The organism is Thalassobacillus devorans (assembly GCF_900176565.1).
Classification (GTDB): Bacteria; Bacillota; Bacilli; order Bacillales; family Halobacillaceae; genus Thalassobacillus; species Thalassobacillus devorans_A.
In genome coordinates, this window is record NZ_FXEH01000006.1 from 463,736 (window position 1) to 483,634 (window position 19,899).

Here is a 19,899-nt window from a genome sequence, read left to right on the forward strand (position 1 = left end):
AACAAGAGATTTTCTAAGAAAAGGAGCACTTAATGTGAACCCCTTAAAATTAGGCTGGATTGATTATTCCAATGAACATAAAAACAAAGTGATGGCTGTACTTGATTTGCTTTCTGACAAGGGAGCTGTTGATGAGCTTGGAACTGGATTAATCCGAGATGGGTTTGGGGATCTTTTCTTTCCAGGTACGTCAACCATCCAAACTCGGGCGAAGTATTTTTTCATTGTTCCCTATTTGATGATGGAATTAGAAAAAGAAAAACATTCCTCACCTAGTGAGTTTCTTGAAAAGCTTAGTTCAAGGGAGATTGACTTGATTGATATTTTGGCAGAACAGGATAAAAGAGGTGTTATCGGCGCACGGGCTAGGAAGAAGTTAAAACGGAAGCCTTCGAGCATCTATTGGAATGGACTGAAGACCTTTGAGATATTCAAGCAGGAACATCTGTCTCTAGAAAATTATGCGAAAGCGTTTGTAGCAATGCAGCGACGGAAAGAGTCGGCGTTGTCTTTGGGGAATGAATATAGCGATGATCTTGAAGCGGCGGGCTCTGAGTATACGAGCACGTTCTGGCAATGTATTCTTCCTATGACAAACTGGAAGGAAAACCTTACTATGAATTTGTCTGAACCTGAGGCATCATTTTTTAAAGAAAGAATGATTAAATCACCGAAATCAAAAGATAGTTTGTTAGCATTTTTGCTTCAACAGGATCCAGAGGATGTATTGAAGGTTGAAAGCTTTGATGCTATCGGTGAACAATTTTTACTCCCTGACGGGTTGCGTGAAGATTACATATTAGCTAAAAAGTTCAGCATGTTCATTTCAGGGGCCAACATACGCTACAACGTTATTCTTTCTAAATATGAGAACGAAGAAGCGATAAGGAAGTGGGATGCCTGGAAAGAGAGTGATTTTGTAAAAAATGAATTTGGTCATTTTCAATTTCAGGAGGTGCTGTATCGACTGAAAATCAATAACCCATTGCTTCGGAGATTTATTAGTGAATGGCAAAAAGCAGTATTAAAGGGTGTTGAACAAGAAATTGATAATTTGCTCATTAAACGAGAAATTGAACTGAAATCGAAGGAACGCGCCAAGCTTTATAATACGAAATATTATGCATACGAAGAGGGGATTTGGCTAGGATCGGAAAAGCTTCAATATCGCTTTCCAAATGCCAAGATACTCATCGAAGATATATTCGCTGCACTGGAGGGAAGTCATGATGCTTAAACCAGATAAGGACCGTTTGAACTACAGTGACTTGTTGAAACCACCGGCTGGATATGAGGTTTCTTTTGCAGTGGGAACGACTTACTCTTTGGACTTGGAGGCATTGGTAGGAGTGCCATTAGCACTCAGTCTTTCTGAAGAAATGGATCAGACATTCCAGGATGACCCTATTTATATGTTAGAGGGACTGCGGAAAAGCTCTGATCAGATGGCTATTTTTTGCGAAGCTGGACAAATAAAAGTGCCGCAACATGGAAATTCCTTATTTGCTTTAATGGAAGATAGTGTTTTTGAAGTGGCACTTGAAAACGATAAATCATTTCACCCTAAAATTTGGTTGATCAAGTATGAAAATAGCGAAGGGTATATTTTGTACCGATTGCTTGTGTTGACGCGCAATCTGACATTCGACAGGAGCTGGGATCTGGCATTAGCTCTCGAAGGGGAAATGTATGACGAAACAATCGATAAGAACCAACCATTGATTGATTTCCTTAAATTTCTAGCGCCACAAGCGACCAGTGAAGAAAAGAAACAATGTATCGAAAAAATGATGGTAGACCTTCCGTTCATTCATTTTGATACAGGTGAAAAACATTACTCGGATTTTGATTTTTATCCAATGGGGGTAGAAGGACATGACTGGGAAGATACTGGTTTATTTGAAACTTATCATCAATTAATTATTATGTCCCCTTTTTTAAGTGAAGCGATCATCAGTGAGTTAGATGAATATGCCTTGTCAGACGCTAGAAGAGTGTTGATTACAAGAAGGACCGAGCTTCATAAGCTGACAGAAGAAATCATCAATAATTTTGAAGTATATGTATTGAAAGACATCATTATAGAGGGAGAAGGAGCTGTCAGCGAAGAGGAGGAGCAGGTTGAACTGGCACAGCTTCAGGACATTCATGCCAAATTGTACGCCAGGTCTAAATATAATCAACACCACATTTATATCGGCTCTGCTAACAGTTCAACGAACGCATTCGAAGGGAATGTGGAATTTTTACTAAAGCTGCAATATAAAAAGTATGGATTCCGATTGATGCATTTACTGGATGACCTATTCGGGGAAGACGAAGCGGACAACCCATTCGAAAAGATAGAAGAAATACCGGAGGAAGAAGAAACGGAAGAAGATTTAACGGATAAGCTTCAAAAAGCAATTAAACAGATATGCCGTGTGGAATCTAGTGCAAGAGTTCAAAAAACGGAAGAGGACTACTATGCTGTTCACCTATCATTTGCATCGATTCCTGAGGGGTATGATTTCTCCATAGGCCCATTGTTAAGTAAGAAGAGAGAGACGATGCAAGAAGAAATCAAGATCGAGGACCTAAAGATGCTTGAGTTAGGAGAGTTTTATATTGTGAAGGCAGAGAAAGATGGCGAGACAGTGGAACGGATTATCAAGATACCGACAAAAGGATTACCGGAAGAGCGCCAGCAGGAAATCTTTCGATCTATTATCAATAATCCATATGCTTTCTTACAATATGTCGCTTTTTTGTTAGCAGATGATTTTCTACTAGCTGCCTTAGAACAGATGGAACAGAAGAGTCTGGTTGCTGTCGATTGGGATATGCAAGCGGGCAATTATCCTGTTTTATATGAGAACATGTTAAAAGCAGCAGCTAGGTCACCGGAAAAACTGGAAGACATCCATCATATCATCGAACTGATAGATGATAATGCTATCATTCCGGAAGAGTTTTACCGTTTATATGAGACGTTTAATGAAGCAACAAAGATGGTGAAAAAATGATTGATTTAAGACAAAGAGAAGATGAAATACTAGATGGATTGAAAGATTTCCAAAAAGCGACCGTCGAGAGAGTCCATCATCTATTGACGAATGATTTCACTCGAGTACTTGTAGCGGATGAAGTGGGACTTGGCAAAACGATGATCGCTCGAGGAGTGATGGCCAAGATAGCCAGATACCACCAGGAGGTCTTAGAAGATCCGCTATTTAAAGTTGTTTATGTTTGTTCTAACCAGAGTATTGCCAGACAAAACCTTCAGAAACTACAGATTGACGAACGGGTCAAGCTGGAAGATTCTTCGGATACTAGATTGTCGATGCAGCACTTGAAAATCTTTGAGAATAATTACGACCAATCTTTAAAAGACCGTTATATCCAGCTGACTCCGCTTACTCCTTCGACATCGTTCACTATGACGGCTGGCTGCGGGAGTGCAGCAGAGAGAGCGCTTATTTTTGCTGTGTTGAAGAGGTATAGTTTGTTGGAGGATTATTTGGAAGAACTCGATATTCTCCTAATGGATACAGCGACAAAGGGATGGCAGGGGGCCAAAATTGAGTATGAAGGCCGTGTGGAGAATTGCAATGCAGCAAGCGGTGGAGAGTACATTCGAAACATGCATCAACGTATCGAAGAATTTCTAGAAAAAGACTGGTTAATTATCGATGAAATTCATGAAATCTGTGAGCGAATTAAACAGGAAGGTGTACCTGGGGAACGTTTGGAAGGCGCAAATATTGTGATTTACAAGCTTCGTAGGATGATGGCTGAGATCAGCGTCGATATTATGGACCCTGATCTTGTCATCATGGATGAATTTCAGCGTTTTCCGGAACTTGTAAATGCGGAGAGTGAAAGTGAAACCGCTTTACTCGCGCGAAAGTTTTTCAACAGTCCGAGATCTACCGATGAAGAAAGAGTGAAAATCCTGTTGCTTTCTGCAACACCTTACAAACTCTATTCCACCATGGAAGAGATCGCAGAAGCAGGTGAGGATGAGCATTATAAAGAGTTCCTGCAGGTAACTGGGTTTTTGTTTGAACATCATCGGGAACAGCAATATTATTTTGAAAAGGTTTGGGAAGATTTCTCGACGTCCTTACGCTTATTCACTAACGCGGATGCAGCTGTGATACAGGCGAAGAAGCAAGCAGCCGAAGATAGTCTATACCAAGGAATTGCCAGGACAGAACGTATGACAGTTGAAGGTTCGAGTGAACTGATTGATGCTGATGTTATCCCGTTAGAAATAACGAAAGAAGATGTATTGTCTTATGTTCACCTGGATCGGTTGCTGGAGGATACAGGGTTGAGTGATAAAGTACCTGTCGACTATGTGAAGTCGACGCCTTATCTGATGTCGTTCATGGAACATTATAAATTGAAACAAAAGATTACGCAGTATGTAAAAAAGTATCCGGATAATATTCCGATGGTCGATAGAGCCCATTTGTGGATCAAAAAAGGGACAATCAATAATTATCGTCAGCTCCCTGATACAAATGCCAGAATGGCAAAACTGAAAGCGTTGGCCTTGCCAAAAAATGCAGAGCGTCTATTGTGGATTCCGCCGTCATTACCATATTACGAATTTGGCGGTAGTTATGCTGGGCAACATCGCTTTTCGAAGATGCTTATTTTCTCCGCGTGGGAAATGGTGCCACGCGCAGTTTCTACCACAATTTCTTATGAAGCAGAACGTAGAACCGTAGGTGAACTGATTAATAAGACGAAGAAAAAGAAGAAGCAAAAGAATCGTAAATATTTTAGCGAACGTCGTTTTCCTCAGCCGCGTTTATCTTTCGCAATGAAAAACGGTAATCCGGCAAACATGAACCATTTGACGCTTCTGTATCCTTCTGTGACGTTGGCTAACCTGTTTGATCCTGTCGATGTATTGAACAGGAAGTTAACGCTAGGTGGTATTAAACAAGAAATAGCTGAAAATATCCAGCGTTTGCTTGATCAACTGCCAGTTTCGGAAAACGTCAATGAAAGTCGTGAAGATGAACGTTGGTACTTTATGGCTCCATTGTTATTTGATTTAGAAGAGGAAGCGGTGGCAAGTTGGTTTGAAGGGGATCATCTTCTGCCTGTGATGGAGGAAAAAGAAAATCCCTCGGATGATAAAGCGGCACTAGTTAAACACTTGGAAATACTACGCTCTATTTTTCTAAGTAAAGAGTTGCCTGAACTCGGGAAGCAGCCGGAAAATTTAGTAGAAGTTTTGGTTAATATGGTACTAGGATCACCTGCTGTTTGTGCATTACGAATGCTTGATGATATAGAAGGGGAATCTCTTCCTTATGCCGTTCGTCTAGCTAAGACGCTAATTGATAGAATGAACACACAGGAAGCGATTGCAGTTGTTGAATTAGAGTACGGGAAGAAGAAAAGCCGAACCGTGCACTGGCAAAACCTCCTTAAGTATAATATCGATGGAAATATCCAGGCGATGATGGACGAGTACGCTCATATGTTGATAGAGGAAGCCGGTCTGAGCTATGTAGACCGTCATAAGCGTTATAAGGGTCTAGTCAAATTGATGATAGCAGCTTTGGATACTCATACTGCGACCTATAACGTGGATACCTATGAAAGTTTCAAACGAAGAGCACAGGGGCATAGCGGTACCAATCAGGCTATGAAGATTCGCACTAACTATGCAGTAGGTTTTGCCGATAAAAGAAACGAAGAAACGGCCCATAAAAGAAAGAAGAATGTCCGATTAGCATTCAACTCACCATTCCGACCATTCGTCCTGACTACCACCTCTGTCGGACAAGAAGGATTGGATTTTCATTATTATTGTAGGAAGATCACGCATTGGAATCTGCCATCCAACCCGGTCGATCTTGAACAGCGAGAGGGACGTATCAACCGTTATAAGTGCTTTGCCATTCGTCAAAATATCGCTAACAAGTATGGGAATATTGATTTCCAATCAGATATATGGCAAGAGATGTTCCACACAGCTAACCAGCAAGAACGAGATGAACAGACTCCAGAGCTTGTGCCGTTTTGGTCGCTCCCAGAAAATCAAGACATAAAGATTGAGCGTATTGTACCGATCTATCCACTAAGTAAAGACGGAGTAAAATATGAGCGGCTGATGAAAATTATGCAGCTTTATAGGTTAAGTTTGGGGCAAGCCCGTCAGGAAGAATTGCTGGAGTATTTGTTTGAGCATGAGGTAGAAGCTGAGCAGTTGCAAGATTTATTCATGAATTTAAGTCCTTATTATAAAGAGAAGAACAATTTAATGGGAAGTTAAGGAGAAGATTACCATGGGAGATTTGAATATATATCGATTAAATATTTGGATTTGCTGGTAGATTATAATAGTAGAATTTGCCTTAATTGAAGTGCCTGAACCTTAATGGGGTATCGTCAGGCACTTTCCATAGTTCTTCTATTAAATAATTCTCTTATAAATTTTCTCGTATTACTCTTCCTAAGTTATTTCTTTATTCCATACATGGTTTTATTGATTATGTTAGCTATATATGTACGGTCTAACCAAAAAGCTTGTTTAGTGATAAGTCGCCCGTCAGGTAAAGCGGTTTTGTCTTTACCATCTCTAGCTTTTGGCCGAATATGACAAATTCCATTATACCCTGGTTTGGGAAGGTTGTTTTTAACAATCACACGATTTTTCTGTTGCACAGCTTCTAACTCTATACCTCTATTGATAAGGGTTTTTACATCCATCCAAAAATCTTTAAGTTCACATTCGATTCTATTCTTGGGCATATTCCAGAGCGTGATTCCACTGAAATACAGTTTTCTCTCAGGGTTGTCTTTCTTTCTTTCTTTATAGTGGAATATGACGAACAAGAACTTAGTTTCTTCAAAATGGTTTTTAAGCCAACTGTCATCCCAATCTTCTTTAGCCCACCCCGTAAAATCGACATTTTTGAAAGACATATGTTCCTCCGGTGCACCATGTGGTTCAAGACGTATAGTTTTAACGTCGATATTCGCTTTTTCGAACTCCTCGATTTGGCTTAACTTTGTCCCCTTTATACCTAATAATCCGCTTATGAATTCTTGTAAGAAGCTTTTAGATTTGTAATTGATTTTTAATCCTGTTTTCTTAGATATTACTTCGAGTGTCAAATCTTTATATGGAGAAAATCTATCTGCCAATAACTGAAACAGTGACTTATTTTTGAGTTCATCTGTGGTAGAAAAGCGTACGAGGTCTTCTTGTGTTATTTCTTTTCGGACAAGAGCTGTCATATAACTCTGTTTAAGAGAATAAGCCCTTTGCATTGCTGGTATATCGTTATATGGTTGTGTCCTCAAAGACTTTTTATTTGCACCTTTTGTACTCGCAGCTAAGTAGTTCGTATCTGCTTCTGACAGCTCGTGGGCTTGTCCGTTCCGTATTTTTCCGACTATAACTTCCCAATCTTGCTTGATTATTTCAAGGTCTTCTTCAGAAAAGGTATGTAAGTATGCCTTTATTACTTTATAATCCGCCCGTGCAAGTTTGGGAATCCAGTGATAGAAAAGTATCAAGGTTTTTTCATTTTTACGCCAAAAGCTGGATGATTCAAAACTGACAAGAGCTTCATTGTGGTAATTGATGATGTTCAATACGAGTCGTTCCTTTGCAGATAATGTACCATTCTTATTTTTTTTGACAGGTGTCACTTTCAACTCAATTCCTAAATCAGAAAAATCAGCTTCACTATTTGAATTGATTTCATAACCAAAATAACTTTCTTCAATTATTTGGCCCAGCTGCCCTTTCGCTTTTCCATTCTGAATTCTCTTACCTCTGTCAATTTCCCCGAAAGTTTTACCTTCAGCTTTCTTCGCTTTATCTAGTAATTCTTTTTCTGTTTGATACAACTTAAGCGACCTCCTTCCAAAAGTTGTCACTTTTATTTTAGCACAAAAGAAAAAGCTGATACGATAAGTACCAGCTTATAAAGAGAATCCGATTTGTACAACTTCTTCACTGTCGTTTTCAACAGAGTCGATTTCTTCTATTCTTTTGCCCATTATTTCTATCAAACCTACAACAAGGGCATTCCCCATACAGAAATACCTCATCCGATCTCTCATGCCAGCAGTCCAATCATCCTCAAAGCCATTAAGACGCTCGCATTCGATTGGAGTAAGGAATCTTTTTCTTCCATTCACTTCAACAATATGAGTACTCCGGTTAACAGTACCTTCACTTGTAAGCATCGTTCTACCCGGCTTGTCCAAATCGTCGACAGGGGACATGCCACCTTCTGAAAAGAAGTATTTATGGCCATCAGCAGATGTGCGTTCTATTTTTTTGGGGCCTCTCAAATATTCGAACTTCTCTTCAGCTTCTTTTGTCAGATAGAATTTATCATCTACTAGTTCGTCGTCTAACAATATATCCTTTAATGGAGTAGGGTCAATTAAGTCGGGTTGCACATGAGCGGTATAGATTTTACCTTCTCGCATGACACCGGCATTATGGAAGTTGAAAGAGAAGTTATCAGAAATTTCCACACGGTCAACAGGAATGTAATCGGAAGCTTCTCTATTTTTGAACGGTTCTTCTGAAACAGGAAATGGTTTTGCAAAAAAACCTTCCTTGAATACAATATCCTTTGCATCCAATTTTTTCTGCCTCTGATCGAATGCAATACCATTTTTGTATGCGAAGATGAACACCCTTCTTCTTCTTTGGGCAAATCCATACTCAGCTGCGTTGATGACGCGCCATTCTACTGTATAATTCAAATTTCTGAATGTAGCTAACATTACAGCGAAATCCCTGCCTCGTTGCGAAGAAGGAGACTTGAGTAAGCGATCCACATTTTCTAATAGGACGAACTTAGGGTGGGTCTTTTCTATTACTCTTTCAATTTGCCAAAAAAGTACGCCTTTCTTTCCTTGGATACCTTTTTCTCCATTAAGAGAGCGAGCTACAGAATAATCTTGGCAAGGGAAGCCCCCGACTATGAGATCAGGCTCAACTTGTTCAAATACTTCATCAGGTACATCGGCAATATCTTCATTGACATGTTGACCTTCTGTGAAATTTCTCGTATAGCATTCAAATGCTTCTTGGGCTTTTTTTGACGGTTCCCACTGGTTGGCCCATGTAACTTTAAAAAGGTCTTTATTGGCATTTTCAAGCCCTACACGAAAACCACCCACACCAGCAAATAATTCAATGACTTGTATTGTGTTTTCCTTTTTCATTATGCGAACATCCTTTCGCCTTTCTTTCTATCATTATAACGTAATAAGACAAAAAGATCAAGATCTTTGTTTATCTCATGTTCAATAAATAACTAGACTCGGATTTAATGACTTAATAGTTTATTTTAACAATAATGATAGATATTCGCCATACAATCCAGCAAAATTCGACAGTAATCAGTTCGTTACTTATAAAGGGCATGAAAAAAGAATAAACAAATGTTAGAAAGAGCCTCTATAAGGTTATTTATATAAGAAAGCCCATTAAAGGAGGGGTGAATTATGACTGCAGATATAATGACCAAAGAACAGCGTAAAAAGACAATGAGTAAGATTCGTGCACGATCCAAGCTGGAAGATAGGGTTACTAGAGCATTGTGGGCGAGAGGGTATAGATTCCGTAAGAATGTTAGAAAACTGCGGGGTACTCCTGATATTGTTATTCAAAAGTACAAGGTAGTCATTTTTATAGACTCTTGTTTTTGGCACGCATGTCCTACCCATGGAAATATTCCGAAGAGTAACACGGAATTCTGGAAGGACAAATTTGCGAGAAACAAAAAAAGGGATGAGGAAGATACACTATATTATAGGAATCAAGGGTGGAAAATTCTAAGGGTTTGGGAGCATGATCTTAAGAAAAAGAAGTTCGACGATACAATCAATCATATTGCAGAATTTATTGACCAAGCTAAAGCCCAAAGTGAGAAAAAGAATCATGAATCGGATTGTTAACTATCATCAAATCAGTTAAAGGTCCGGTGTGGAATATGTGAATTTATGGTAAAATGAATGTGGAAAATATAAAAAATCACACAAATTACTACCATGACGAACAGACTTTGGTTCATGAAGGGAGGTAAAATTTATCGCAGGATATATAATGACGCTGAATAGTCTGGAATCTCTTCGAGAAGTAGTATGCTATGGTATTTATTCCACAAAAATCAAAACTCCTGATAACAATCTATGGTCGACTACTAACGAACAAACAATGGCGGATTTTGCAGGTATGCAGGCTGGAGATAACATTTATTTCTTTCATAAAAGAAAGATCTATGGGATTGGTGAATTAGTCGATGTTAACGGGAGCTGCATCCACCTTAATTTTCCGGAAGCTAATGAACCTTACCAAATTGGATTTCATTCGATAAAGAATGAAAAATTGACGCCTGATGGTAATTGGACTAAAGGAGAAAGCGAGTCAAGATGGGTTTGTACATTTGCCCCAGCACCATATTTTTTCAAAGATGGGATAGACATGGATGCTGCACTTCAATCGAATCCATCAGCGTTCAAGATGCTCAGAGCTTTTCAACAATTATCTTTTGTTAAGGTAGACGATGAAGAAAACCAAGCATTAAAAGATATAATTTTGAAGAAAAATGAAGAACATCTAGATGGTAGTCCGACACAGAAAATTTATAAAGATAACATTGACTCTTACCATCATTTTATCAAAGAAAAAACTTCTTCGGGTGATTATCAATTTGACATTCAGCGAGTAATGGAAAATTCAATAAAAGGGAATGCCATCAAGTTCAGGAGAGAGGTCACTCTAGAATTAGCGTTGATGCATAAACTCAATACTGCCGAAGAAAATGTTGCTAGGATATTCGGCCAGTGGGATTATATATCACGACAAGTAATTGCTTCACCATTTAAACCTATAAGTTGGATGGATAAGATAGATATATTTGGGTATAAATACATCAAAAATTACCGTCCTACGTTATCCAAGTACTTGGTTTGTGAATTGAAGAAAGACTCAGCTAATATTTCTGATGTGAACCAATTGATGAAATATATAGATTGGGTGAATAACGAATATACGTTCGGTGATTATTCCATGATTGACGCGTTTATTGTTGCTCATAATTTTCCTGAAAACGTTATAGATTATGTGAGAGAAAAAGGGAAGAGGATATATACTACAAAACTACGTGACGACCGTTTTTCAGAAGAATGGAATAATATTAGACTTGTGACCTACCGATATGATAGTGAAATTAAGGATATTGTTTTTGGGGAATTAAAAATGAAATAGATGGTAAGGATGGATCATCATACAAAGATAATTATGCAATACAAATTTTGAAAGTAAAATAAAATGCTAACATCAATGATTATTAGTGTTAATGATAGTACATAAACTCAAGAAAGAGACGGGCATTAGATGTAGTCCGTCTCTCTTAATTGTTAATAAATGGATGTAAAAAGCCGATAGAATTGGAAGATATTATAGATAGGTGGATACATAATGGCTGGAAAGCGGCGAACCAAAAAGCAACAAAGAGAATTGGAATCTATCATGCAAAGTGCGATGGTACTTTTAGCATTATCGATGTATTTAATGACAGGGTCATTTTTCATTATGCTGATCAGTGTAGTGATGACAGTAGCAGGAATCATTGTCTTCCTCCTATTCCGTAAAATGAGGGAAAGAGAGAAGCTGAAACGGTCAGGGATTGAAACGATAGATAAAATGGATGGGCTACAATTTGAAGAGTACCTGGCTGTGTTATTTAAAAATCATGGATATAAAACAGAGGTAACAAAAAGCAGCGGCGACTATGGAGCTGATTTAATACTGAAGAAGGACAATACGAAAACCGTTGTACAGGCTAAGCGGTACAAAAAGAACGTTGGTATAAAAGCGGTCCAAGAGATTCATGCTTCCAAGAATTATTACAAGGCTGACGAGGCCTGGGTGGTTACGAACAGCGATTTTACGAACCCAGCGAAGGATCTGGCTAAATCCAACCAAGTCAAACTAGTTAATAGAGAAGCATTGATAGATTTGATAATTGCGATCAACTCCGAGAGTAGTACTTCCATGGCGCCACAGGAAGTGGCCATGGCGGAAACTGCTAAAAAAGAGCAACAGAAACAGGCGATGCGATCATCAGTGGTAATAGATGCGAAATGCGTGGTATGCGATAAATACGTATCTGATAAAGTGAAAAATCATTGCTTAACCAATAAGAAATTCAATGGAGAGATCTATTGCTTTGATCATCAGAAAACTGTTGGCTCCCCAAGAAAACAAACTGTCTGAACATAATAAAAGGTGAAATCCCCTTATGCTGCACCGGGGTTTCACCTTTTCCTATTATGGCTTAATGTATATCGTCATTCCGATAAGCCTCTAAGAATGGCTGGAGCTTTTTCCTCGCTTCCCTGCCCCAGTTCTTCACAGCGTTGATGGTGGTATTTTCTAATTGAGCAATTTGAGCGTATGTTAAATCTGCCAAATGATGATGCTCGAACCATTTGCGTTGTTTTTCGTTGAGAACCTCTAGTATCTCTTCCAGGAGAAACGGATCTAAATGTTTGGACGGGTGGTACGGTATCGGCGTGGTGCTTAAGCTTTCCAGAGTTTTTGCATGGGTCTTTTCGATACGGTGAAGATCAATGAAGCGATAGTTGATTCTATGATAGAAGTGCGTACAAAAGGTGGAGCGGTCAGGGTCGTGTATTTGCAAGGTTTCATATAATACAATGAGTCCTTCCTGGTACAACTCTTCTCGATCAAGAAAAGGGAATTGGTTAATGAATTTGTAGATTATTTTCTCGCATTTGGGGAGGTAGCTTGTAAAGTCTGTTGTCATGTAAGTTTCCATTCCGAAAGCGCTTTCTTTCAATTGCCAGCTTTTTGATTATATATGGGTATTTAGTCGGCGGGAATGAAAATTACATAAAATACAAATTATTGACATATTACAACAATTTATTTATGGATAAGTGACTAATGGCACAGACGTCAGGACGGATTAGTGGGTATATTGGAGTGTTTGATTTTGATTCGTGTCACTGACCCACGGTATTTTGATCTATGGATAGGTTTTAGATTTACCAATATTAGTTTTTGTTGTGGAAGTGTGTGGGTGAGGTTCAGGCACCCTTGGTGGGTAGGCATAACTAAAAAACAAGCACCTGCATGAATGGGTGCTTGTTTTAGTGTTGGGGGGGTCTAACTCTTCGTCATTTCTCTGACTAATTCACGGTTTCTCTTTTTGAAAACTTCGTTATGAGAAGACACCATGGCCACAGCATTTGCATCCGGCTCAATGAATTGTTTGGCTTTGTTGACGGCATTGGCTGCGTCCTGGAAGGCGCCGGCGATCAGGTTCAGCTTTCCTTCATGGTTCAGGATATCTCCTGCTGCATAGACGCCTTCCACCGAGGTTTCGCTCGTTGCCGTTCCTTTTACGAAGTACTGATCGACTAGCTGGATATCAAATTTAGTGTTTTTCAGTAACGAGGTGTCCTGGTCGAAGCCGTGGTTGACAATGACGTCATCTACCTCTAAGTAAAAACTCTCCCCAGTCTGATTGCTGGTCAGTTCCACCTGTGAGATGGTTTCATGATCTTCTGAAGCCAACAACTTTGAAATCGTGGTATAAGGGAAACATTCTACCGAACTGTTTTCTAATTGGGTAATTTGCGCTTCATGCCCGTTCAGGCAATCTTTCCGGTAAGCTAAGTAAACTTTTTTGGCGACTGGTTCCAGTTCATTCGCCCAATCGATCGCTGAATTCCCGCCGCCGGATATGATGACGGTTTTATCTTTAAATGTTTTCAGTGATTTCACGGTATAGTGCAGGTTGCCAAGTTCGAATCTCTCCGCTCCTTCAATGTTCAGCTTCTGTGGCATTAAGATACCGCTTCCTACTGCAACAATGACAGTTTTGGAATAATGAATTCTTCCTGAAGCCGCTTCGAGTAGAAAGGTGCCAGTTTCATCCCGTGAAATGGAAACGACTTTTTCATTGAGAACGACTTCCGGGTTGAACGTTAATCCCTGTTCGATCATTTGGTCCATGAGCTGCTTTCCTGGAACGGGAGGGAGGCCGCCGACATCCCAGACCATTTTTTCAGGATATATTTGAACTTTCCCGCCTAATTGCGGCTGGAATTCGATGATTTTTGTTTTCATTTCCCGTAGTCCACTGTAAAAGGCAGAATAAAGCCCCGCAGGACCTCCGCCGATAATCGTAACATCAAAAATTTCCTTTCCCATTGAATAACTCCCCCTCCAATATGTAAAAACCATTTAAACCGATAAACTTTATATGGAAAATGTTGTTGACAAAGCGAGTGAGCCGACTTATAGTATCATTATAAACGAAAGTGATAATCATTCTCAACAAAATATTTTATTTGGAGGCTTCACGATGCGCCGTTTATCAACTGAACGTCTACATATCGGCTATGGGGAAAAAACGATTGTCAGTGATTTGACGTTGGAAATACCAGATCAGAAAATCACCACGATCATCGGTTCCAATGGGTGTGGGAAATCCACCTTGTTAAAAGCGATGACACGGATCATTCCATATCAATCAGGATCGGTGATTCTTGATGGTGCCAGTATCTCGAGGGAAGATACAAAATCCCTCGCCAAAAAGATGGCGATTCTCCCACAGAACCCGGAAAGCGCTGCCGGGCTGACGGTTGGGGAGCTGGTTTCTTATGGGCGATTTCCTTACCAGAAAGGGTTCGGCCGTTTGAACAAAAAGGATATCGAGGTCATTGACTGGGCGCTTGAAGAGACTGGAATCCTGCCATTCAAATACCAGCCTGTCGATGCGTTGTCCGGCGGGCAGCGTCAGCGGGTCTGGATTGCTATGTCCCTTGCCCAGGAAACCGAGATGATTTTCCTTGATGAACCGACGACCTATTTGGATATGGCCCACCAGCTCGAGGTTCTGGAACTTTTGCAGAAATTGAACAGGGAACAGGGCCGGACAATTGTTATGGTGCTGCATGATTTGAACCAGGCCGCCCGGTTTGCCGATCATATCATCGCGTTGAAAGACGGAAAAGTTGTGAAAGCCGGATCGAGTGAAGCGGTGATCCAGCGGGAAGTCCTCCAGGAAGTATTCAAGATTGATGCGGAAATCGGCAAAGACCCCCGCACCAATAAACCAATGTGTATCACTTATAACTTACTTAAAGGAGAAGACGACAATGAAAAAGATACTTATGCCAATCCTGCTCTTATTCGTGCTTATTCTTAGCGCATGTGGAAGTACTTCAGGTGAAGAGGCTTCCGGTGAAACAGAAAGTGACAAGGAAAATGACAAGTCAGAAACGATTACCTATGAGTCCGAAAATGGTCCGGTAGAAGTACCGGCGAACCCGGAACGAGTCGTTGTACTATCCTCCTATGCCGGCAATGTCATGGCGCTTGATGTCAACCTTGTCGGAGTTGATGCCTGGTCGAAGATGAACCCAAAATTTGAAGAGGAATTACAGGGTGTCGAAGAAGTCACCGATGATAACCTGGAAAAAATAATTGAGCTTGACCCAGATTTGATTATTGGACTTTCCAACATTAAAAATGTCGATAAATTGCAGGAAATCGCTCCAACTGTTACCTATACATATGGCAGCCTGGATTATTTAGAGCAGCATATTGAAATCGGAAAACTTTTGAACAAAGAAGAAGAAGCGAAACAATGGGTGGAAGATTTTAAAGCACGTGCCCAGCAGGCAGGCGAAGACATCCGTGCTGAAATCGGGGAAGATGCTACCGTTTCCGTCATTGAAAACTTCGAAAAGCAATTATATGTATTTGGTGATAACTGGGGAAGAGGCACAGAAATTCTTTATCAGGAAATGGACCTGAAGATGCCTGAAAAAGTGAAAGAGATGGCGCTCGAAGACGGCTACTATGCCATTTCTCCAGAAGTACTTCCGGAGTATGCCGGCGATTATATCGTGTTCAGTAAAAATGCCGATTCTGAAACCTCTTTCCAGGATACCGATACGTACAAGAATATCCCGGCCGTGGAAAATGACCAGGTCATCGAAGTGAATGCCAAGGAGTTTTACTTCAACGATCCGGTGACATTGGAGTATCAGCTGGAGACATTCCAAGACGCATTTCTAAACTAGTAATCTATGAGAGGAATTCATCCGTTGAATTCCTCTTCTTATTTGGCTAGCTTCGACGCCCAGACACTCGCGACATAAGCAACCCGTCTTGCGGAAGGGAAGGACGCCTTCCTCCAGCCGTTTTGCTTATGCGTGTCGTGTCTTTCCGGGCGCTTGCGCTTTTCTTTTTGAATCATTTTACAGAGAAGATGGGGTTTCTATGACGAAGGACAAACAGCTTACACATTCATTTACATATCAGATTATTATCGGCTTGGTCGTATTAAGCCTTTCATTCGCAGTAGCGATGCTTTTGGGTGCAGCAGAGACGACAGCACGCGATGTATGGCTGGCGCTTACTTCTAATGTGAAGTCGGAAAGCGTCAACATCATCCGTGAATTGCGGCTGCCTCGAGAAATCGCCGCTATTTTAGTCGGTGCGGGTTTGTCTGTTGCCGGTGCCATCATGCAGGGAATGACGAGAAATCCGCTCGCTGACCCTGGACTGCTTGGGTTGACGGCAGGGGCTAATGCTGCGCTCGCCGTCACGTTGGCCATTTTTCCAACCACGAATTATCTAGGGATGACGATCGCCTGTTTTATCGGAGCAGGTGTAGGGGCAGGGCTCGTGTTTGGCATCGGCTCGATGAAAAGGGGAGGATTCTCGCCGTTTCGGATTGTGCTGGCAGGGGCTGCTGTTTCTGCGTTTTTGTTTGCTGTGGCGGAAGGGATCAGTCTAACTTTTAAAGTATCGAAGGATGTCTCGATGTGGACAGCCGGCGGGTTGGTCGGGGTTTCGTGGACACAAATCCAGGTAATCTTGCCATTCATCCTGATTGGACTGGTGATTGCCTTTTTGCTTGCCAGGCAGCTGACGATCCTCAGTCTCAATGAGGAAGTAGCCGTAGGTCTCGGGCAGAAAACGACACAGATCAAGGCGATCTTATTTATCCTGATTATCCTATTGACCGGCGCTGCCGTAGCGGTGGTCGGGAATATCGCGTTTCTTGGCTTGATGATTCCTCACATCGTACGCCCGATTGTCGGGAAGGATTATCGCTCGATCCTCCCGATGTCGGCTGTATTCGGTGCTTCTTTTATGCTGTTGGCTGATACGGTCAGCCGGACGATAAACGCACCGTATGAAACACCGGTGGTAGCGATCATCTCTCTGATGGGATTGCCATTCTTCCTATTTATCGTACAAAAGGGAGGGAGGAGTTTCTCATGATACATCCGGCTCTTATAAAAAAACAACGCATGCTTATGGCGGTACTAACCGTCTTAATTATCGTGACCATCCTGGTGAGTATGGGGATGGGCTATTCTTCTGTATCTTTTGATCGCATTCTCCCGACGCTGCTTGGAAACGGAACCTTTAAAGAAGAATTTGTCCTGTATTCAATTCGGCTGCCCCGAATCATTATTACGCTATTGGCAGGGATGGCGCTGGCACTGTCGGGGGCTATTTTGCAGGGGATCACCCGAAACGATTTAGCGGACCCAGGCATTATCGGGATCAACGCCGGGGCTGGGGTTGCAGTCGCTGTGTTCTTTTTGTTTTTTCCAATTGAAGCAGGCTCGTTCGTGTATTTTCTTCCGATTGCAGCCTTTGTTGGAGCCTTTCTGACCGCCTGCCTGATCTATGTCTTCTCTTATCAGCGAAAAGTGGGGATTCAGCCGACGAGGCTGATCCTGGTTGGTGTCGGCTTCTCGATGGCGTTATCCGGTGCCATGGTCGTGCTCATATCATCCGCTGAGCGTGAGAAAGTAGATTTTATTGCAAAATGGCTCGCGGGGAATATCTGGGGTACTGATTGGCCATTTATTTTTGCCATCCTGCCATGGCTGATACTCCTGATTCCTTTTACCTTATATAAGTCGAACCGACTGAATCTATTAGGACTAAGTGAGCCGGTTTCTATTGGCGTTGGTCTCGCGGTTGAAAAAGAACGGATTGTCCTGCTGGTTACGGCCGTAGCGCTTGCTGCTTCTGCCGTTTCGGTAACCGGGGGGATCGCCTTTATCGGATTGATGGCACCTCACCTTGCTAAATCATTAATCGGTCCGAGAAACCAATCGTTCCTGCCCTTGGCTTTATTGCTCGGTGGGTGGCTGCTGTTATTTGCGGATACGATCGGGCGGAATGTTCTCGAGCCTGATGGGGTTCCTGCAGGGATTATGGCAGCGTTGATCGGTGCTCCTTATTTTATCTATTTATTGTTGAAGAAGGTTTAGCTTGCTTGCTCCGGGTGACTCACCCACGGTATAAAACGCTATGACTTTTTGTTATTTTTACCAGTAGTAGTCTTTCTTGTACTTTAAGAAAGTTTAACCTTGTTAAAGGATTAAAGTATAAGAAAGACTTTGGCTTTCGCCATAAGGACTTGGCGATAAGCCAAGTATTTCTAATGGAAGTGAGGGGGCGAGGTTCAAGACCCTTGGTGTCGCTGGTGGTTTATACTAATTACGAGCCAACCTGATCGTAGGATGGTAGAATATAGATAGATATTCTGCGAGAGGGAGAAGAAGACATGGCTGGAAGCAAAACTAACAGGAAGTTTAAAATAGCGTTGAGAAAACTTTTCTTCAAGAATGTTCTCCCGCTGCTGATCGTCATCGGCGCCATTCAGTTTTTTGCAAACAACCCGCTTGATATAAATGTAAGCAATCTTACTAATGAAAATAGAGGAAATCTATCAAAGCAAGTGTTGCAGTATGAAGATAAAATGGAGAAATACGCAAAAGAAGAGGGAATAGAAGATTATGTACCTATTATTCTTGCCTTAATGATGCAAGAATCTAGTGGGAGAGGGAACGATCCCATGCAAGCCTCTGAATCATATTGTGGTTCTGTCGGTTGTATTGATGATCCGGAAAAATCGATTGAACAAGGAGTTTCCTATTTTGCTCACACACTGGAGAAAGCTGATTATAACGTTAAATTAGCTTTACAATCGTATAATTTCGGAGCTGGATTTATCGATTATGTCAGGAATAATGGCGGGGAATACACGCAAGCGTTGGCGATTGAATTCTCTGCGAAGAAGTACGAAGAGTTAGAACATACCGGTATTTATAGCTGCATTCGCGAAGAGGCACTGCAGTATGAAGCTTGTTACGGTGACATTTATTATGTCGATGCGGTCTTGAACTATTATGATGAAGAGAACGAGGAAATTATGTAAGCGAAAGAGGCTGCCACCTAAGTCTGGTACTTAGGAAGCGGCCTTTTTCTCTATTCTATTGGGACTATAGAAGTAATAAATCGGGATTTGCAGGGAAAAATGGAGTCTTGCTCTTTTTGTCGAAGTATGGAAAGATGAACATAGGTTCATTTTTCAAAGGAGGCAAAAGCGTGACTTGTAAACTCAAAGAATTCGAAAATAGTATCATAGCTGAACACCTTCATCGTGCGCTGACTAAAATGGATGGCGTGGAATATGATGATAGCGCCCAGGGGCCGACCATCGGTTACCGTTTAAAAAGGCAAACATTCCAGTTCGCTACGCTGCATGGTGGGAAGGCGTATCAGTCACTTGTTTTACATATGGATCCAGGCAACCCGGACTCACGAATTGGCAAAGAAAAGCAACGGGAGGTCCAGAAAGTACTGGATTTTGATATCGCAAGCTGCCGTAATCACCTTTTGAAACGTCACGAAGTTTATATTCCTTTTGAGAAGCTGGATTGTTTGAATGCGCTTGTCTGCATTCAGCCGTTTATTAATGAAGCGATGGAAGTCCAGAAGGAAGAAGGAAGGGTCGTAGTTTAATCCTTCACCTTTATAAATACTCTATTCACATTAAAAAA

Annotated in this window: 16 protein-coding genes; 12 read left to right on the top strand and 4 right to left on the bottom strand. The window is 41.2% G+C overall.

Annotated features, from left to right (window positions below; translation table 11 throughout):
• The first annotated feature begins 34 nt into the window (after positions 1–34).
• From B9Y67_RS13185 to B9Y67_RS13195, 3 genes are read left to right on the top strand one after another with little or no spacing between them, the layout of a single operon-like run.
• Positions 35–1,237 (top strand): DUF6361 family protein, encoded by a 1,203-nt coding sequence (locus B9Y67_RS13185; protein ID WP_085507155.1) that lies wholly within the window; start codon positions 35–37, stop codon positions 1,235–1,237.
• The gene (locus B9Y67_RS13190; RefSeq protein ID WP_254901801.1) at positions 1,227–3,005 is read left to right on the top strand and encodes a phospholipase D family protein; all 1,779 of its coding nucleotides are present in this window, start codon (positions 1,227–1,229) and stop codon (positions 3,003–3,005) included. The genes B9Y67_RS13185 and B9Y67_RS13190 overlap by 11 nt, the downstream gene beginning before the upstream one ends.
• Positions 3,002–6,280, top strand: a complete 3,279-nt coding sequence (locus B9Y67_RS13195; protein ID WP_085507156.1) for a DEAD/DEAH box helicase — start codon at positions 3,002–3,004, stop codon at positions 6,278–6,280. The genes B9Y67_RS13190 and B9Y67_RS13195 overlap by 4 nt, the downstream gene beginning before the upstream one ends.
• Before the next feature lie 185 nt (positions 6,281–6,465).
• Here the strand turns inward: B9Y67_RS13195 and B9Y67_RS13200 are convergent, their stop codons facing one another.
• Both B9Y67_RS13200 and dcm read right to left on the bottom strand, forming a co-directional pair.
• Entirely contained in the window at positions 6,466–7,866 is a 1,401-nt protein-coding gene (locus tag B9Y67_RS13200) for a Sau3AI family type II restriction endonuclease (protein ID WP_085507157.1), read from the bottom strand.
• Between the two features lie 75 nt (positions 7,867–7,941).
• Positions 7,942–9,204 carry a DNA (cytosine-5-)-methyltransferase gene (gene dcm / locus B9Y67_RS13205; protein ID WP_085507158.1) on the bottom strand — a complete coding sequence of 421 codons (1,263 nt, stop codon included), beginning with the start codon at positions 9,202–9,204 and terminating at the stop codon, positions 7,942–7,944.
• Positions 9,205–9,486: 282 nt separating this feature from the next.
• On the opposite strand from dcm, the gene B9Y67_RS13210 reads away from it, so the two are divergent.
• From B9Y67_RS13210 to B9Y67_RS20730, 3 genes are all read left to right on the top strand, one after another.
• Entirely contained in the window at positions 9,487–9,939 is a 453-nt protein-coding gene (locus B9Y67_RS13210) for a very short patch repair endonuclease (RefSeq protein ID WP_085507159.1), read from the top strand.
• A 148-nt stretch (positions 9,940–10,087) separates the two neighbouring features.
• On the top strand, positions 10,088–11,251 hold the full coding sequence (locus tag B9Y67_RS13215) for a PDDEXK family nuclease (RefSeq protein WP_085507160.1): 1,164 nt from the start codon (positions 10,088–10,090) through the stop codon (positions 11,249–11,251).
• Positions 11,252–11,464: 213 nt separating this feature from the next.
• Positions 11,465–12,262 (top strand): restriction endonuclease, encoded by a 798-nt coding sequence (locus B9Y67_RS20730; protein ID WP_369668762.1) that lies wholly within the window; start codon positions 11,465–11,467, stop codon positions 12,260–12,262.
• A gap of 61 nt (positions 12,263–12,323) precedes the next feature.
• Here B9Y67_RS20730 and B9Y67_RS13225 read toward each other — a convergent pair whose 3' ends face one another.
• Together B9Y67_RS13225 and B9Y67_RS13230 are read right to left on the bottom strand one after the other, a co-directional pair.
• Positions 12,324–12,827, bottom strand: coding sequence for a sigma-70 family RNA polymerase sigma factor (locus B9Y67_RS13225; protein WP_085507161.1), 504 nt, complete (start codon positions 12,825–12,827; stop codon positions 12,324–12,326).
• Between the two features lie 350 nt (positions 12,828–13,177).
• Positions 13,178–14,227 (bottom strand): NAD(P)/FAD-dependent oxidoreductase, encoded by a 1,050-nt coding sequence (locus B9Y67_RS13230; RefSeq protein WP_085507162.1) that lies wholly within the window; start codon positions 14,225–14,227, stop codon positions 13,178–13,180.
• A gap of 154 nt (positions 14,228–14,381) precedes the next feature.
• On the opposite strand from B9Y67_RS13230, the gene B9Y67_RS13235 reads away from it, so the two are divergent.
• The 6 genes from B9Y67_RS13235 to B9Y67_RS13260 all read left to right on the top strand — a co-directional run bounded on the left by B9Y67_RS13235 (position 14,382) and on the right by B9Y67_RS13260 (position 19,861).
• On the top strand, positions 14,382–15,227 hold the full coding sequence (locus tag B9Y67_RS13235) for an ABC transporter ATP-binding protein (protein WP_085507163.1): 846 nt from the start codon (positions 14,382–14,384) through the stop codon (positions 15,225–15,227).
• On the top strand, positions 15,178–16,107 hold the full coding sequence (locus B9Y67_RS13240; RefSeq protein ID WP_085507164.1) for an iron-hydroxamate ABC transporter substrate-binding protein: 930 nt from the start codon (positions 15,178–15,180) through the stop codon (positions 16,105–16,107). Before B9Y67_RS13235 ends, B9Y67_RS13240 begins: the two co-directional genes overlap by 50 nt.
• Before the next feature lie 199 nt (positions 16,108–16,306).
• Complete coding sequence (locus tag B9Y67_RS13245) at positions 16,307–17,317, top strand: FecCD family ABC transporter permease (protein WP_085507165.1); 1,011 nt, start codon at positions 16,307–16,309, stop codon at positions 17,315–17,317.
• The gene (locus tag B9Y67_RS13250) at positions 17,314–18,324 is read left to right on the top strand and encodes a FecCD family ABC transporter permease (protein WP_085507166.1); all 1,011 of its coding nucleotides are present in this window, start codon (positions 17,314–17,316) and stop codon (positions 18,322–18,324) included. Before B9Y67_RS13245 ends, B9Y67_RS13250 begins: the two co-directional genes overlap by 4 nt.
• A gap of 296 nt (positions 18,325–18,620) precedes the next feature.
• Positions 18,621–19,274 carry a lysozyme family protein gene (locus tag B9Y67_RS13255; RefSeq protein WP_085507167.1) on the top strand — a complete coding sequence of 218 codons (654 nt, stop codon included), beginning with the start codon at positions 18,621–18,623 and terminating at the stop codon, positions 19,272–19,274.
• A 170-nt stretch (positions 19,275–19,444) separates the two neighbouring features.
• Positions 19,445–19,861: a hypothetical protein gene (locus B9Y67_RS13260; protein WP_085507168.1), complete on the top strand. Its 417-nt coding sequence runs from the start codon at positions 19,445–19,447 to the stop codon at positions 19,859–19,861.
• Positions 19,862–19,899 lie beyond the last annotated feature (38 nt).